The 15,676-nt window shown below is 67.1% G+C and carries 14 protein-coding genes; 6 read left to right on the top strand and 8 right to left on the bottom strand.

The window, feature by feature from the left end; translation table 11 throughout:
• The 6 genes from QZ814_RS14665 to QZ814_RS14690 form a co-directional block, all read right to left on the bottom strand.
• Positions 1–683: nucleotidyltransferase family protein (locus QZ814_RS14665; protein WP_294333616.1), on the bottom strand; the 683-nt coding region annotated here is incomplete at its 3' end.
• The gene (locus QZ814_RS14670; RefSeq protein ID WP_294333653.1) at positions 680–1,648 is read right to left on the bottom strand and encodes a phosphotransferase; all 969 of its coding nucleotides are present in this window, start codon (positions 1,646–1,648) and stop codon (positions 680–682) included. The genes QZ814_RS14670 and QZ814_RS14665, both read right to left, overlap by 4 nt.
• Complete coding sequence (tsaE, locus tag QZ814_RS14675) at positions 1,645–2,091, bottom strand: tRNA (adenosine(37)-N6)-threonylcarbamoyltransferase complex ATPase subunit type 1 TsaE (RefSeq protein WP_294333620.1); 447 nt, start codon at positions 2,089–2,091, stop codon at positions 1,645–1,647. Before tsaE ends, QZ814_RS14670 begins: the two co-directional genes overlap by 4 nt.
• Positions 2,088–4,460, bottom strand: a complete 2,373-nt coding sequence (locus QZ814_RS14680) for a PAS domain-containing sensor histidine kinase (protein ID WP_294280345.1) — start codon at positions 4,458–4,460, stop codon at positions 2,088–2,090. Before QZ814_RS14680 ends, tsaE begins: the two co-directional genes overlap by 4 nt.
• Before the next feature lie 164 nt (positions 4,461–4,624).
• Complete coding sequence (gene ahcY, locus QZ814_RS14685) at positions 4,625–6,043, bottom strand: adenosylhomocysteinase (RefSeq protein ID WP_294333656.1); 1,419 nt, start codon at positions 6,041–6,043, stop codon at positions 4,625–4,627.
• Between the two features lie 119 nt (positions 6,044–6,162).
• Positions 6,163–6,723 carry a YqgE/AlgH family protein gene (locus QZ814_RS14690; protein WP_294333623.1) on the bottom strand — a complete coding sequence of 187 codons (561 nt, stop codon included), beginning with the start codon at positions 6,721–6,723 and terminating at the stop codon, positions 6,163–6,165.
• A 122-nt stretch (positions 6,724–6,845) separates the two neighbouring features.
• On the opposite strand from QZ814_RS14690, the gene QZ814_RS14695 reads away from it, so the two are divergent.
• Together QZ814_RS14695 and QZ814_RS14700 are read left to right on the top strand one after the other, a co-directional pair.
• Positions 6,846–7,328, top strand: coding sequence for a peroxiredoxin (locus QZ814_RS14695; RefSeq protein WP_294333626.1), 483 nt, complete (start codon positions 6,846–6,848; stop codon positions 7,326–7,328).
• Positions 7,329–7,376: 48 nt separating this feature from the next.
• Positions 7,377–8,813: an AMP nucleosidase gene (locus QZ814_RS14700; protein WP_294333629.1), complete on the top strand. Its 1,437-nt coding sequence runs from the start codon at positions 7,377–7,379 to the stop codon at positions 8,811–8,813.
• 38 nt (positions 8,814–8,851) lie between these two features.
• Here the strand turns inward: QZ814_RS14700 and QZ814_RS14705 are convergent, their stop codons facing one another.
• Positions 8,852–9,370, bottom strand: a complete 519-nt coding sequence (locus QZ814_RS14705) for a GNAT family N-acetyltransferase (RefSeq protein WP_294333632.1) — start codon at positions 9,368–9,370, stop codon at positions 8,852–8,854.
• Between the two features lie 77 nt (positions 9,371–9,447).
• Positions 9,448–10,617, bottom strand: coding sequence for a GGDEF domain-containing protein (locus tag QZ814_RS14710; RefSeq protein ID WP_294333636.1), 1,170 nt, complete (start codon positions 10,615–10,617; stop codon positions 9,448–9,450).
• Positions 10,618–10,894: 277 nt separating this feature from the next.
• Here QZ814_RS14710 and rimO point away from each other — a divergent pair, with 277 nt between their 5' ends.
• The 4 genes from rimO to QZ814_RS14730 form a co-directional block, all read left to right on the top strand.
• Positions 10,895–12,226, top strand: coding sequence for a 30S ribosomal protein S12 methylthiotransferase RimO (gene rimO, locus QZ814_RS14715; RefSeq protein ID WP_294333638.1), 1,332 nt, complete (start codon positions 10,895–10,897; stop codon positions 12,224–12,226).
• Between the two features lie 60 nt (positions 12,227–12,286).
• Positions 12,287–13,687: a serine hydrolase domain-containing protein gene (locus QZ814_RS14720; RefSeq protein ID WP_294333642.1), complete on the top strand. Its 1,401-nt coding sequence runs from the start codon at positions 12,287–12,289 to the stop codon at positions 13,685–13,687.
• A complete protein-coding gene (locus QZ814_RS14725) occupies positions 13,684–14,316 on the top strand; it encodes a hypothetical protein (protein ID WP_294333646.1) in 633 nt (210 codons plus the stop codon). Before QZ814_RS14720 ends, QZ814_RS14725 begins: the two co-directional genes overlap by 4 nt.
• Before the next feature lie 67 nt (positions 14,317–14,383).
• The coding region (locus QZ814_RS14730) for a leucyl aminopeptidase family protein (RefSeq protein ID WP_294333649.1) at positions 14,384–15,676 on the top strand (1,293 nt) is incomplete at its 3' end.

Here is a 15,676-nt window from a genome sequence, read left to right on the forward strand (position 1 = left end):
TGAACTTGGCCGAAGGCACGTCCCGCCTCGATCGCGCGGTTCCAGAACAGGTTGGTCGAGAACGGCCCCTCGGGCGCGTCCGCGATCAGGCGGGGATGCAGGATCTGAAGCCCGGTATAGGAAAAGGGCGCGACCCGGCTACGCGCTCGGCGAGCGGTAATCCGGCCATCGGCACCCAGATAGAAATCGCCCTGCCCATCATGATTGTGCGCCCGCGCCAGCGGCACCATCAGCAGCAGCGCGTCCATCGTCGCGTCGTCCCAGCGCGAGGCGAGCAGGCGGATCGCATCGACCGGCCCGTCGATCCACAAATTGTCGCTGTTGATGACCAGGATCGGCTCATCGCCCAGCAAAGGCCTGGCCTTGACCAGCCCGCCACCGGTTTCGAGCAACTGCTCGCGCTCGTCGGAGATGATGACCTCGATCCCCGGAAAACGATCCTTCAGATGCGCTTCGAGCTGGTCGGCGAGATAATGGACATTGACCACTGCCCGTTCCACCCCAGCCGCGACCAGCCGGTCGAAGACATGATCGATCAACGGCTTGCCCGCCACCGAGACCAGCGGCTTGGGCCGCGTGGCGGTCAGCGGGCGCATCCGCTTGCCCAGCCCCGCCGCCATCACCATCGCGGTGCGCGGCACCCGGCCACCGGGGGTCGGGCGGATCGAGAGCTGGCGGGTCATTGCGAGAGCACCTTCGGGTCGCCGCGCAGTTCGGGCGGCACGTTATCGTCGAACCAGGCGGCCACCGGGGCCAGCACCGGATGCGTCAGGTCACGTTCCAGATAGGCCCAGACGCGCGGGCACAGCGCGGCATAACGCGGCTTGCCGTCGCGCTTCCACAGGCGGGTGAAGATGCCGATGATCTTGGCGTTCCGCTGCGCACCCAGGACATGATAGGCGTTCAGGAACGCATCGCCCTCGCCGGTCGCGGCCAGATAGCGCTTGAGCATCGCCTCTTCGATCGACGGCTCGACATCGCGCCGCGCATCCTGGAGCAGCGAAACAAGGTCATAGGCCGGATGCCCCGCCAGCGCGTCCTGAAAGTCGAGCAGGCCCAGCGTCCGCCCGGGCCCGACCAGCATCAGGTTCTCGACATGATAATCACGCAGCACGGTGACGGGCTTGTCGGCCAGCGCATGGGCGAACACCTGATCCCAGGCGGCACGATAGCCCTCGACATCGACGTCGAGGCCAACGGCGGGCGTGTACCATTCGGGCAAGAGCGCCGCCTCACGGTGGAGGACGGCGGTGTCGTACGGTGCCAATCCCTCGGGGGCGTGGTTTCGCAGCGCGGCGAGCAGGTCGACCGCATCGCTATAGAGTTGCACCGTCGCATCGGGATCGGCCTCGATCGCCTCGCGCATCCGGTCGTCGCCGAAATCCTCGATCAGGACCAGGCCGCGCTCCTCGTCCGCGCCCAGGATGGCGGGCGCGGCGAAACCCTTGGCCAGCAGCCAGCGCGCGATGGCGATGAAGGGGCGCGGGTCCTCATGCGGCGGCGGCGCGTCCATCAGGACGGCACGGCGCGCCTCCAGCGTCACCCGGAAATAACGGCGAAACGAGGCGTCTCCGGCGAGCGGGGCGATCGCTGCCCCCTCCCATCCCAGCGTCGTCAGAAAGGCGGCGGCATCCGCCGGCGGGGTCATATCGGCCATCGGTTTTCCCAGCCCGAGGGCACTTGCGCTGTCAAGATGCGTCCGCCGTCCGGGTCCATCTCCAGGGTCAGCGCCAGCGCCTGCGGCCACGCTCCCTCGCCTGCCCGGTCGGGCCATTCGACGATCAGCGCGGAGTCCCACAGGGCTTCGTCCAGCCCCAGTTCCTCCATCTGCTCCGGGCCATCGAGCCGGTACAGGTCGACATGAAGGACCGGGAACGCAGTCTCGGGCGGGGCATAGGGCTGGACGATCGCGAAGCTGGGGCTCGGGGCCTCACCGGGCAGGCCGAGCGCGGCGAGCAGCCCGCGCGCCAGACTGGTCTTGCCCGCGCCCAGCGTCCCGGTCAGCGTCACGACGTCACCCGGCCGGATATGCGCGGCCAGGCGGCGGCCGAAATCCTCGGTGGCGGCGGCATCGGCCAGCCGGATCGTCATGGCTTTTCCTTTTCGCTCACGCGCCGGGGCAGTTCGACCGTGACCAGCGTGCCCTCGCCCGGTTCGGACAACAAGGTGATGGTGCCGCCATGCGCCTCGACGAACTGCTTGGCGAGCGGCAGACCCAGGCCCAGCGCGCGTTCGCCCGTCGCCTTGATCCCCGGCTCGGCAAAGCGGTCGAAGGCGCGGGCGACCGACGCGGCGTCCATGCCTTGTCCGTCGTCCGACACCACGATCCGCGCGCGCGCAGAATCGCCATCGGCATGAAGCAGGATGCGCCCCCCTTCAGGCGTTTGTTCGACCGCGTGGCGCAGGAGATGCTCGATGGTTTCCTGCAACCGGCGACGATCGCCGGTGACGCGCCCCAAGGATCGCTGGATTTCAATGGCGAAGTCCAGCTTGCGCCGCCCCGCGATCGGCCGGATCGTGTCCGCCGCCGCGCGGGCGACGCGGGCCAGTTCGACATCCTCGCGCGTGATCTCGGCATCCGCCTGCATCCGGGTCAGGTCGAGCACGTCGTCGACCAGCAGGCCCAGCCGCTCGGTCGACTCCAGGATCGCCTCGACATAGGTCGTCGCGGTGTCGGGCAAGGGCCCTGCGAAACCGCCATGCAGCATCTCGGCAAAACCGCTGATCGAGGTCAGCGGCGTGCGCAGTTCATAGCTCATATTGGCGACGAAGGCGGTCTTGACCTTGTCCGCCGCCTCCAGCGCATCGGCACGGTCGCGCAGGGCCTGCTCGGCTCGCCGGCTGTCGGTGATGTCGAGCAGGGTGAACAGCGCATTGCCGTCGGGCAGCGGTACGCCCGCAAACTCGAAATGCCGCCCATCGGCAAAGGCGACACGCCCGCCGCGCTGCTGCCGTTCGAGCGTGGCCGAGCGGACCAGATCGACGATCAGGCCCGACCGCCCCGGCGTCGCCAGCCGCTCGGCAATGCGCTCGGCAAAGGTGTCGACACGCGGATGGCTGGTCAGGAAATCCTCCTCCAGCCCCCACAGCGCGCGGAAACGGTTGTTCCACAACTGCAACCGGCCATCGGCGGCAAACACGCCGAGCGCCTCGAACAAATTGTCGAAGGTGGCGGTGCGCACCCGGAGCAGCGTGTCGCGCGCGGAGGCCAGCTGCACCTCCTCGGTCCGATCCTCGAAGATCACGAGCAGCCCGCCATCGGGCAGCGGCTGCGCCACGACGCGCAAGTGCGTACCGCCAGGCAGATGCCATTGCTCCTCGATGCCCGTACCCGCCTGGCGGAACCACTCGATCCGCTCCGCCTTCCAGCCCGGGAAATCGCGGACCTCGGGGCTGCGATTGGCCTCGCGCATCCGCTCCAGGATGCGGTCGAACTCGGGATGATCGGCCAGCCATTCGGTGCGCATCGCGAACATGCGGCGGAAGGGCTGGTTGCAGAAGACGAGGCCGCGATCCGGCCCGAAATGCGCCACCGCCGCCGACAGCCGATCGAGCATCGCGCGCTGCGCCTCGGCGAAACGCTTGGCCCCGGCGCGCGACTGTTCCAAATCCTCGATATCGACCGCAAAGCCCGCAATGCCGCCGGTGGGCAGCGGCACGTCGAAGATGCGCAGCGCCCGGCGCGCGCCATCGATGGTCGCGGGCAGCACCTGTTCGTGCGGCCGCCCCTGGTCGCGCGCCGCCGCCGCCCCGGCGAGCGGACCACCGCGTCCCGATCCCTCAACCAGTTCCAGGCCGCGTCCGACGACATCGGCGGCATCGCGCCCCTCGACCGCCTCGACATAGGCGCTGTTGACCATGGCGAGCCGCAGGTCAGTGCCGCGATACCACATGGGCAACGGCGCCGCCTCGATCAGCCCGGTCAACGCCTGAAACGCATCGCCCAGCCGCCGTGCCTCGGCATCCAGGCGCGCGATTTCGTCCTGCGCCTCGGTCATGTCGAACGCCCAGATGACGACCTCACCCGCCGCGCCTTGATCCGCCGGTGCGCGCGCGCCCTCGAACAACAGGGTGCGGGTCGATCCTTGCGGGCGAACGACCCGGCGGAAGCGCCGCCCCGTCTTCTGCGCCGCGTTCAGATCGGCGGCGAGCAGCGCCCGGTCCTCCGCCGTCAGCCCGGCGTCATCGCTCGACAATTCCTCCAGGAACCGCGCCGCATCGATCAGGCCCAGCCAGTCGGCCAGGCGGGGCGGCATCTCCACCCGACCGTCGGTGCGGATCACCATCGGCTGGGCGGGCCCTGCGCGCATCAGCGCATCGAGCCGGTCGCGCTCCAGCCGCACGGTCGACGCCTCCGACCGTGCGCGGATACCGAGGAACAACAGGACCATGCCCAGGATGATGATCCCGCACGCCCCCGCGCCCAGCAGAACCGCCTCGACGTTACCGATCGTGATCATCCGTGAGGGTCTGGGCGAGGACGCTGCATCGGCCCATCTCTAGCGCGAACGGCGGGCGATACGCCATATGCAAGACGTGGCCTTTCCGGCCTCCGCCCATGAAAAAGGGGGCCGCCCTTTCGGACAGCCCCCGATTTTCCTCCGACCGAGGCCGGAAAGCGGGATCAGTAGCGATAATGATCAGGCTTGAACGGGCCTTCGACCGGCACGCCGATGTAAGCGGCCTGCTTCTCCGACAGCTTCGACAGCTGGACACCCAGCTTTTCGAGGTGGAGAGCGGCGACCTTCTCGTCGAGGTGCTTGGGCAGGACGTACACTTCGTTCTTGTAGTTCTCGCCCTTGGTCCACAGCTCGATCTGGGCGAGCGTCTGGTTGGTGAACGAGGCCGACATCACGAAGCTGGGGTGGCCGGTCGCGCAGCCCAGGTTCACCAGGCGGCCCTTGGCCAGCACGATGATCTGCTTGCCGTCCGGGAATTCGACCAGGTCGGTGCCGGGCTTCACTTCGGTCCACTTGTAGTTCGACAGCGCCGCGATCTGAATCTCGCTGTCGAAGTGGCCGATGTTGCAGACGATCGACATCGGCTTCATCGCCTTCATGTGATCGGCGGTGATCACGTCGGCGTTACCGGTCGCAGTCACGAAGATGTCGGCACGCTTCACGGCCTCGTCCATGGTGACGACCTCGAAGCCCTCCATCGCCGCCTGCAGCGCGCAGATCGGATCGATTTCGGTGACCATCACGCGGGCGCCGCCGTTGCGCAGCGACTGGGCCGAGCCCTTGCCCACGTCGCCGAAGCCGGCGACGCATGCGACCTTGCCGGCCAGCATCACGTCGGTAGCGCGACGGATCGCGTCGACCAGCGATTCCTTGCAGCCATAGAGGTTGTCGAACTTCGACTTGGTGACGCTGTCGTTAACGTTGATCGCCGGGAAGGGCAGCTCGCCCTTCTTGGCGATCTCGTACAGGCGGTGCACGCCGGTGGTGGTCTCTTCCGAGACGCCCTTCAGGTTCTGCACGGTCTTGGTGAGGTAGCCCGGATACTTGGCGACGAACGCCTTCAGCGCGCGCTGGAACTCGACTTCCTCGTCATTTTCCGGCTCGCCCAGCGTCGCGCCGGCTTCGAGCTTGGCGCCCCACAGCGCGAACATGGTCGCGTCGCCGCCGTCGTCCAGGATGATGTTGGCGGTGGTGCCGTCACCGTCGGCACCCCAGTTGAAGATGTCGCCGACATAGTCCCAATATTCGGCCAGGCTCTCGCCCTTCACCGCGAACACCGGCACGCCGGTCGCGGCGATGGCGGCGGCGGCGTGGTCCTGCGTCGAGAAGATGTTGCAGGTCGCCCAGCGAACCTGCGCACCCAGCGCGGTCAGCGTCTCGATCAGCACCGCGGTCTGGATCGTCATGTGCAGCGAACCGGTGATCCGCGCGCCCTTCAGCGGCTGCGACGGGCCGAATTCCTTGCGGAGCGCCATCAGACCGGGCATTTCGGTCTCGGCGATCTCGATCTCCTTACGGCCGAAATCGGCGAGCGCGATGTCCTTGATGACATAGTCGTTGGTAGCCACGGGCTGCTTCTCCAGTTCAAGCAAAATGCAGGCGCACCGGGAGTCCTCCCGGCCGCATGGGTGCGCCCCTAGCCGCTTCGGATCAGGCGCGCAATGTTAATATAAAGATATCTTTATATGCCACTCGGCAAGATTCAAGCGGTGCCCGTGCTGTTCGCCAGCAGCCGCGGATCAATGCCGGCGCCGACAAAGCCCTCCGCCCAGCGTTCGTACACGTCGGTATCGTAGAGCAGGCCGATATCGGCCGGCGTGTTGAACCAGCCGTGGCGGGTCAGTTCCTCTTCCAGCTGCCCCTCGCCCCAGCCGGCATAGCCGAGCGCGACGAGCCAGCGGCGCGGGCCCCGCCCCTCGGCAATGGCACGCAGCACGTCGATCGTGCCCGAAAGCTGCCAGCGGCCCGCCACGTCGATGGTGTCCTGCCCGCTCCAGTCCGCGGAATGGAGCACGAAGCCGCGCCGGGGCTCGACGGGACCGCCGAAATGCACCGGCACGTCGGGCACCTCGCCGGGTTCGATGTCGAACTGCTCGAGCAGATCATGCAGGCTCACGCCCTCGATCGTCGCGCCGATGCCGATGCCGAGTGCCCCTTCGGTGTCGTGCGCGCACATCGCGATGACGGCGCGCTCGAATCGCGGGTCGCCGATTCCCGGCATGGCCAGCAGGAACTGGCCGGTCAGTGAAGGCGCCGAATCCATGATCCCCACCATATCGTTTGCATACCCTACGAGCCACGCTTGAATTTGTTTCGCGGGATGCGATGGAGGCGACGGCCGTGCACCTGCGCGCGGCCACAGGATTCGCACAAGGAGAGAGCAGCATGACGATCCAGACCGGCGATCGCATCCCCGACGTCACGCTCGTCAAGGTCACCGCCGAGGGCCCGGACCAGGTCAGCGCCCCCGCCTATTTCGCCGGCCGCAAGGTCGCGCTGTTCTCGGTGCCGGGTGCCTTCACCCCCACCTGCTCGGCCAAGCACCTGCCGGGATTCGTGGAGAAGGCCGACGAGATCAAGGCGAAGGGTGTCGACGAGATCGCCTGCACCGCGGTCAACGACTTCTTCGTGATGAAGGCCTGGGGGGATGCCAATGGCGTCTCCGACAAGGTCTCCATGCTCGCCGACGGCAATGGCGGCTTCGTCGAAGCGCTGGGCCTGACGCTCGACGGTTCGGCGTTCGGCCTGGGCACGCGCGGCCAGCGTTTCGCGATGATCGTCAATGACGGCATCGTCGAGCAGCTGTTCGTCGAAGCGCCCGGCGCATTCGAGGTCAGCTCGGCGGAATATGTGCTGAGCAAGCTCTGATCGTTTCGCCGACTTGCCAGAGTCATCTTCCGCGCTTAGCGATGGAAGATGACTCAAGCCTCCGATATCGTCGCCGACCTCGATCGGCTCTATCGCGCCTCGGTCGAACGACTGCAGCAGGCGCTCAACCGCTACATCACCGACGGCACCACGCCGGATCCCGAGACGCGGACCGACGGCAGCTTCGCCTATCCGGAACTCCGCGTCACCTATCGCGGCGGCATCAATCGGCCGATCCCGCGCCGCTCGTTCGGGCGGCTGGTCGAAGCGGGCGACTACCGCATCACCGTCACGCGCCCGGCGATGTTCGCCGATTACCTCACCGAGCAGCTGACCTTCCTCATCGAGGACTATGACGTCGAGGTGCATGCGGTCACCGGGCGGCAGGAAATCCCCTTCCCCTATGTGCTCGATCCCAACACGATCCTGAGCCTCGACGACGTGTCGGCGACCGAGCTTGGCCGACATTTCCCCGCGACGGAACTGTCGCACATCGGCGACGAGATCGCCGACGGCATCTGGATGAGCCAGGACGAGACCCGGCCGCTGGCGCTGTTCGATGCGCTGCGCACCGATTTCTCGCTGGCGCGGCTCAAGCACTATACCGGCACACCGGTGGAGCATTTCCAGCAGTATATCCTGTTCACCAACTATCACCGCTATGTCGACGAGTTCGTCCGCTGGGCCTGTGCGCAGCTGGGTCCGGACAGCCGCTTCACCGGCGTGTCGGGCGCGGGCGGGATCGTGATCGAGGATGCGGCGGACGCCGACCGGCTGGTCAGCGACGGCGCCTGGCGTCGGCACCAGATGCCGGCCTATCACCTGATGGCGGAAGGCCGCACCGGCATCACGCTGGTCAATATCGGCGTGGGGCCTTCCAACGCCAAGACGATCACCGATCACCTCGCGGTCATCCGCCCCGAAGCGTGGCTGATGATCGGCCATTGCGGCGGCCTGCGCCCGAGCCAGCGGATCGGCGACTATGTGCTCGCCCACGCCTATCTGCGCGACGACCATATCATGGACGACGTGCTGCCGCCGGAGATCCCCATCCCCGCCATCGCCGAAGTCCAGCAGGCCCTGGCGCGCGCGGCAGAAACGGTTTCGGGCCAGTCGGGCGACGAACTCAAGCAGCGCCTGCGCACCGGCACGATCGTCACCACCGACGACCGCAACTGGGAACTGCGCTACTCGCAGTCGGCGCTGCGTTTCTCGCTGAGTCGCGCGGTCGGCGTCGACATGGAATCGGCGACGCTGGCGGCGCAGGGCTATCGCTTCCGCGTGCCGTACGGGACGCTGCTCTGCGTTTCGGACAAGCCATTGCACGGCGAACTCAAGCTGCCCGGTCAGGCCAACCGCTTCTACGAGCGGGCGATCGCCGAGCATCTCAAGATCGGCATCGAAGCCTGCGAGGAACTGCGCCGCGAGGGCGCCAAGCTCCACAGCCGCAAGCTGCGCGCGTTCAACGAACCGCCGTTCCGCTGATCGAGGGGCGGCCCCGGCCCTGGGCCGGGCCGCCTTCGTCAGAACTGTACTTCAAGCAGCACCACACTCGGATCGCCCTCGACCTCGCGCGCGACGAAGCCCATTTCGCGCTCCAGCTCGATCGCCAGGTGGTTCTCACGGCTTTCGATCGACTGCAGCCGCTTCACGCCACGCGCCTTGGCCTCGCCGGTGATGTAGTTGAGCAGGCTCCAGCCCACCCCCTGCCCCTTGCGGTCGGCGCGGATCGAGATCGCGACTTCGGCCGTTTCCATGGCATCGTCGCAGGCGAGCATCGCCGATGCGACCAGTTGCCCGCCCTCGGCCGTGAACGCCAGATAGCTCTCGGTCTTCTGGTGATCGACATGGATCAACGCCGCCGCCTGATGCGGCTGGAGGTGCGGGCTCGCGGTGAAGAAGCGGAAGCGGCGGTCCTCGTTCGAGACGTGGTCGAAAAAGTCCTTGAGCAACGCCTCGTCGTCCGGACGCACGGTGCGCACGTCGATGACGAGCCCCGAGCGGGTCGGCAGCTGGACAGGCTCTGCGATGGTCGCGGTCATGACGGTATCTCCCGGGGAATGCTGGTGATGCGGTAAACCTATCGGGGACGCGCTCGTATCCGTAAAGGCCGCAGGCGTCAGGCCAGCGCGACGGCGGTGGTGCCGTCCGTGCCGCGCGAGGCGGTCGTCGCCACCGAAACAACGCGATTTCGGCCGGCCTGCTTCGCCGCATACAGCGCGCGGTCGGCCTCGTTCACCAGGCGCTGCCACGCGTCGCTGCCGTCCTGCGTCTCCGCGTGGCCCACGCTGATCGTGCAGCGGAGTATCGCGCCGCCCTCCACCGCGATATGCAGGTCCGCCACCGCGGCGCGCAGCCGCTCCGCAAGCGCCGACGCGGTACCGGGATGCGCCGGCAATACCAGGAACTCCTCCCCGCCGATCCGCCCCACCAGATCGCCAGCGGACGCCGCCCCGGCCAGCGCCCGGGCCACCGCGGCCAGCACCGCGTCTCCCGCCGCATGCCCCCAGCTGTCGTTGACCTTCTTGAAGTGATCGACATCGATCAGCAGCACCGCCAGCGCACGGTGCTGCCGCGCTGCCTGGGCCAATCGCAGTTGCCCCTGCTCCCAGACGACGCGGCGATTGACGAGTCCGGTCAGCGCATCGCGCGAGGCATAGCGCAGCAGCTCTGCATCGAGCTGGCGGGCGAGCATCCACAGGAAGCAGGGCGTGATCGCGCAGGTGAGGACGAGCCTGGCGGTGAGCCCGAACGCCGTCGTGGGATCGAAGGTGACCTCGGCAGCGGGGTTGAACAGCCACCACGCTATCCGGCTGAGCAGCATCAATGCCCAGATGCCGTGGATGGCCGACGCCAGCCGAGCGACCGGTCGCCGGGACTCGTCGGCACACTGCCACAGCGCCATGGCCGCCGCGACGGTCAGGATGCCCCGCGCCGCACACCCCAGCCCCACCATCACCCGCATATTCTCGAAATGCGAAAGGACATAGCCGGCCTCGATCAGCGCCAGCAGCGTCGCCGGAACCAGCACCCACAGTTCGGTGCGGGGGCGGTTGAGATACAGGACGATCGCGACCAGGTTCAGTGCGGCACCGGCATCGATCAGAAGATTGCCGAGAAGGCCCAGCCCGGGCGCATCGATCGTGAAGGCGGGCAGCATCAGCACCGCGAACCCTGCCGCAAAGCTCAGATAGGCGACGCCCCAGCACAACAAGCTGCGCGGTGGCACCAGGGGCGGCTGGATCCAATAGGAGAGAAGAAAGGCGAAACTGGAAAGAAACGACAGCAAAGCATTGATGAAAATCAATGTTCCGCCATGCAAGAGCATTCCTACCAGCTGCATTATCAATGACACCCATACGCCACGTCGTACCGATTTATCGCGCACATATGGAAAGGGGATTAAGCAAGCGAGCCGATTCAACGTTGCGAAAAGAAACCGATGAAAACGCTGACTGGGACGTCGGGATTGATTTCGGGCGTACGACGCATTCTGCGTAGTTCTGCGACGGGACAGCGCCGGCGCTGGTAATTCGAACCGGCGCGCCCTATGTGCGCATCCAATCATGGCAACGCGACTCCCCGAAGCCCCCAAGGTGGGCATGGTGTCGCTCGGCTGTCCCAAGAATCTGGTCGACTCCGAGCGTATCCTCACAAAGCTCCGTTCGGACGGCTATGCGCTGTCGCCGGACTATGCCGGCGCGGACGTCGTGCTGGTGAATACCTGCGGCTTCCTCGACAGCGCCAAGGAAGAATCGCTCGAGGCGATCGGCGAGGCGATCGCCGAGAACGGCCGGGTGATCGTTACCGGCTGCATGGGCAAGGAAGCCGAGGTCATCCGCGCCCGCTTCCCCAATGTGCTCGCGGTCACCGGCGCGCATCAATATGAGGAAGTCGTCGGCGCGGTGCACGATGCGGCGCCGATGCCGCCCTCGCCCTTCGTCAATCTGGTGCCGGACAGCGGGCTCAAGCTCACGCCGCGCCACTATAGCTATCTGAAGATCTCGGAAGGCTGCAACCATCGCTGCAGCTTTTGCATCATCCCGTCGCTGCGCGGCGACCTGGTCAGCCGCCGGCCCGACGCGATCCTGCGCGAGGCGGAGAAGCTGGTTGCCGCCGGCACCAAGGAACTGCTGGTCATCAGCCAAGATACCTCGGCCTACGGGATCGACATCCGCAAGGAGCCGCGCGCCTGGAAGGGCCGCGAAGTCGTGCCCCACATGACCGACCTGGCCCGCGAGCTCGGCCAGATCGCGCCCTGGGTGCGGCTGCACTATGTCTACCCCTACCCGCATGTCGACCAGGTCATCCCGCTGATGGCCGAGGGGCTGGTGCTCCCCTATCTCGACATTCCGTTCCAGCACGCCGCGCCCAACGTCCTGCGCGCGATGAAGCGCCCGGCCAACGAAGCCAAGGTGCTGGAGCGGCTGCGCGGCTGGCGCGAGATCGCCCCGGACATCGCGATCCGCTCGACCTTCGTCGTCGGCTTCCCCGGCGAGACCGAAGCGGACTTCCAGTATCTGCTCGACTGGCTCGACGAAGCCCAGCTCGACCGCGTCGGCGCGTTCCGCTTCGAGCCGGTCGAAGGCGCCTCGGCCAACGACCTGCCCGGCGCGGTACCGGAGGAAGTCAAGGAAGAGCGCTACGCCCGGATCATGGAGAAGACGGCTGCGATCAGCGCCGCCAAGCTGGAGGCCAAGATCGGCCGCCAGCTGGAGGTGATCATCGACGCGGTCGACGCGGAAGGCGGCGCCACCGGCCGCAGCCAGGCCGACGCCCCGGAGATCGACGGCGAAGTGTTCCTCCGCGACGCCGGGCATCTGGAACAGGGCGACATCGTCCGCGTCCTGATCGAGGACGCAGACGAGCACGACCTGTACGGCGTACCGATGGACTGATCCTCGTTGGCAGGGTGCGCAGGCGGCGCTAAGCCTCGGGCATCATCTCCCGGAGGCCCGATGTTCCGTTCCGCTTTTGCCGCCACCCTGCTGATCGCCACCCCCGCCGCCGCGCAGCAGCTCACGCCCGAGCAGGCTGCCAAGGTCGACACGATCGTCGCCGATGCGCTGAAGAGCAGCGGCGTGCCGTCCGCCTCGATCGCGATCGTGCGCGACGGCAAGATCGTCTTCACCAAGGCCTATGGCGATCAGGGCCCCGGCATCGCCAAGGGGCCGGACGCGAACGCCAAATACCAGATCGCGTCGATCTCCAAGCAGTTCACGGCGGCCGCGATCCTCCTGCTGGCCGACGAGGGCAAGCTCAGCCTCGACGACAAGGTCTCGAAATGGGTGCCGGACGTGACCGACGCCGACAAGATCACCGTCCGCCAGCTGCTCAGCCACACCGCCGGCCTGCAGGACTATTGGCCCCAGGACTATAACTTCAAGGCGATGGAAACGGCAGTGACGCCGCAGCAGATCGTCGATCGCTGGGCGAAGAAGCCGCTCGATTTCGCCCCCGGCACCGCCTGGCAATATTCGAACACCGGCTATGTCGTCGCCGGCATGATCATCGAGAAGGCGTCGGGCAAGAAGCTCCTCGAGTATCTCGAGGCGAAGATCTTCAAGCCGCTGGGCATGAAGGCGATCGATCAGGACAAGGCGATCGGCAAGGGCTTCCCACAGGGCACGCACCGCTACGCGCTGGGCCCCGTCCGCCCCGCCAAGCCCGCCGCCGATGGCTGGCTCTGGGCCGCCGGCGAACTGGCGATGAGCGCCGCCGATCTCGCCAAGTGGGACATCGCCCGCATCGATCGCAAGGTGCTCACCGCCGCCGAATGGGCGACGCAGGAAACCGAGGTGAAGCTCCTCGACGGGTCGCCGACGCATTATGGCCTGGGCGTGTCGCTCGGCGAGCATGGCGGCAAGAAGGAAGTGTCGCATGGCGGCGAGGCGGTGGGCTTCCTGTCGAGCAACGTCGTCATCCCCGAGGACAAGTTCGCCGTCGTCTCGCTGGTCAGCGCCGATTTCGGCGGTGCGCAGGAAGAGATCGCGCAGGGGATCACCGATTTGCTCCTCCCCGTCGCCAAGCAACCCGCCGCCCTCACGCTCGACCAGCAGCGCGATGCGCTCGCGCGGAAACTGTTCGACCAGCTCCGCGCCGGCACGCCGGATCGCAGCCTGATGACCGAGGACGCGAACTATTTCTTCGATACCACGGTGCTGACCGACTATCGCGACAGCCTGACCCCGCTCGGCGAGCCGCTGGCCTTCGCACCGATCAGCAAGGCGCGGCTGCGCGGTGGCTTCGTCAACCGCAATTATCTGATCCGCTACAAGGATCGCAATCTGGTCGCGGTGACCTATGCCGAGCCCGGCGCCGAGGGCAAGTTCGAGCAGTTCCTGGTGATGCCGCGATGAGCAGTACCGAGCAGCAGGAAAAGGCCAGGGCCACCCGCCGCCGCTGGATCACCTTCGGCGAGATCGTCGGCGTCATCGCGGTCGGCATCTCCGGCCTGACGCTGTGGAACAACTGGAACGATCGCCGCGAGACCAAGGCCGAACAGGCCGCGAGCGCCTCGCGCGCCGCGACCAGGGCGAGCCGGCTGGTGCTGGTCGCGGGCGAGACGGGCAAGCACGAACTGGCGCTCAAGACCTCGGCGTCGGACCAAACCGTGCAGAGCCAGACCGTGCTGTTCCCGCCCGCGCTCCAGCTCTCGCCCGCCGAGACGACCGGCGAGCCTCGCATCGACGCGGGCTGGTTCGAGCATGCGCTTTTCCGTGCCCGCAACGACGCCCACCTGCCGGACGCCAGCCGTGGCGACGAACGGCTGCCGGTCGTCATCGTCACCCGCTTCCTCGCGGATGGCGAGCCGCACGAGGATGTCGCACTGTATGACCTCGGCTACAGTATCACCGGCAAGTTCCTGAGCGGGCACAGCCTTACGCTGCGGGGCCTTTCGCTGGTCAGTCATGTGAAGCGGGAGCAGGCAGGCGTGAAGCTCGATGCGCGCTGGAAGAAGCTGCTGGCCGGCGCGGGCGGATCCTGAGCCCGCTTCCCAAAAATCCATGGCAGCACGGCTAGGCGCGGGGCATCCCGCGTCCTAGATCATGCGTATGACGGATCCCAACACGCTCGTTCAGCCCGATCGCGGCCAGGCCGCTCGCACCATCCACCTCATCGACGCCAAGGGCTATGACGCCTGGCTCGCGGCCCAGCCACCGCGCCACCGCGCCGCCGCCGCCGCGCAGAAGCTCAGCGGCTCGGCTTTTTCGAGCGCGATCCTGCCCGGCGACGCACCCGAGGACTGGTCGGTCGTTTCGGTCGTCGCCAATATCGACAAGCTCGGCCCCTGGTGCCTCGCCAAGCTGGCCGAGACGCTGCCCGAGGGCAGCTACCGCGTGGAAGGCGCAGAGCCCGGCAAGGCGATCTATGGCTGGCTCGTCGCCCAGTACAAGTTCGATCGCTACAAGAAGGCCGATGCCAAGCCGCAGGGGCCGCGCGTGCTGCTCACCGCCGATCCGGTGAAGATGGAAGAGGCGGTCCGCATGGCCGCCGTTACCTTCAAGCTGCGCGATCGGATCAACACCGGCGCCAACGACATGAGCCCGGCCGATCTGGAAGCTGCCGGCGCCGAGCTTGCCAAGGCGTACGGCGCCACCTTCACGGTGGTGAAGGGCGACGAGCTGAAGCAGGGCTATGGCATGCTCCATGCCGTCGGCCAGGCGGCCGGCAAGGGCCGCGAGCCGCGGCTGATCGAGCTCGAATGGGGCAACCCCGAGCATCCGCGCATCGCGATCATCGGCAAGGGCGTCTGCTTCGACAGCGGCGGGCTCGACATCAAGCCGGCGGCCGGCATGCGGCTGATGAAGAAGGACATGGGCGGAGCCGCCCACGCCCTCGCGCTCGCCGAGCTGGTGATGCAGAACAAGCTGCCGGTGCGCCTTCATATGCTCGTTCCGGCGGTCGAGAACTCGATTTCCGGCGAAGCCACCCGCCCCGGCGACGTGATGATCTCGCGCAAGGGCATCACCGTCGAGAACAGCAACACCGACGCCGAGGGCCGGCTGATCCTGGGCGACGCCCTGACCAAGGCCGAGGAAAAGGATCCCGAGCTGGTCTTCGACTTCGCCACCCTTACCGGCGCCGCCCGTGTCGCCCTGGGCGCGGACCTGCAGGCGCTGTTCGCCAATGACGACACGCTCGCAGCCGAGATCCTGGCCGCCGGCGAGGAAGAGGCCGATCCGATCTGGCGGATGCCGCTCTACGATCCCTACAAGGACCTGCTTAAATCGGACGTGGCCGACATGGTCAACGCGGCCGAGGGTCCCTTCGGCGGCGCAATCACCGCGGCGCTGTTCCTCAAGGAATTCGTGCCGGCCAAGGCCCAGTGGGCCCATTTCGACATC

Source organism: uncultured Sphingomonas sp. (assembly GCF_913777625.1).
Taxonomy (GTDB): Bacteria; Pseudomonadota; Alphaproteobacteria; order Sphingomonadales; family Sphingomonadaceae; genus Sphingomonas.

Bases quoted from the DNA above. Each gene is read 5' to 3' on its own strand.
- QZ814_RS14705 (WP_294333632.1), bottom strand. From the start codon at position 9,370: ATGACCGCGACCATCGCAGAGCCTGTCCAGCTGCCGACCCGCTCGGGG.
- QZ814_RS14680 (WP_294280345.1), bottom strand. From the start codon at position 4,460: ATGATCACGATCGGTAACGTCGAGGCGGTTCTGCTGGGCGCGGGGGCG.
- QZ814_RS14670 (WP_294333653.1), bottom strand. From the start codon at position 1,648: ATGACCCCGCCGGCGGATGCCGCCGCCTTTCTGACGACGCTGGGATGG.
- QZ814_RS14720 (WP_294333642.1), top strand. From the start codon at position 12,287: ATGTTCCGTTCCGCTTTTGCCGCCACCCTGCTGATCGCCACCCCCGCC.
- QZ814_RS14700 (WP_294333629.1), top strand. From the start codon at position 7,377: ATGACTCAAGCCTCCGATATCGTCGCCGACCTCGATCGGCTCTATCGC.
- rimO (WP_294333638.1), top strand. From the start codon at position 10,895: ATGGCAACGCGACTCCCCGAAGCCCCCAAGGTGGGCATGGTGTCGCTC.
- QZ814_RS14725 (WP_294333646.1), top strand. From the start codon at position 13,684: ATGAGCAGTACCGAGCAGCAGGAAAAGGCCAGGGCCACCCGCCGCCGC.
- QZ814_RS14695 (WP_294333626.1), top strand. From the start codon at position 6,846: ATGACGATCCAGACCGGCGATCGCATCCCCGACGTCACGCTCGTCAAG.
- tsaE (WP_294333620.1), bottom strand. From the start codon at position 2,091: ATGACGATCCGGCTGGCCGATGCCGCCGCCACCGAGGATTTCGGCCGC.
- QZ814_RS14690 (WP_294333623.1), bottom strand. From the start codon at position 6,723: ATGGATTCGGCGCCTTCACTGACCGGCCAGTTCCTGCTGGCCATGCCG.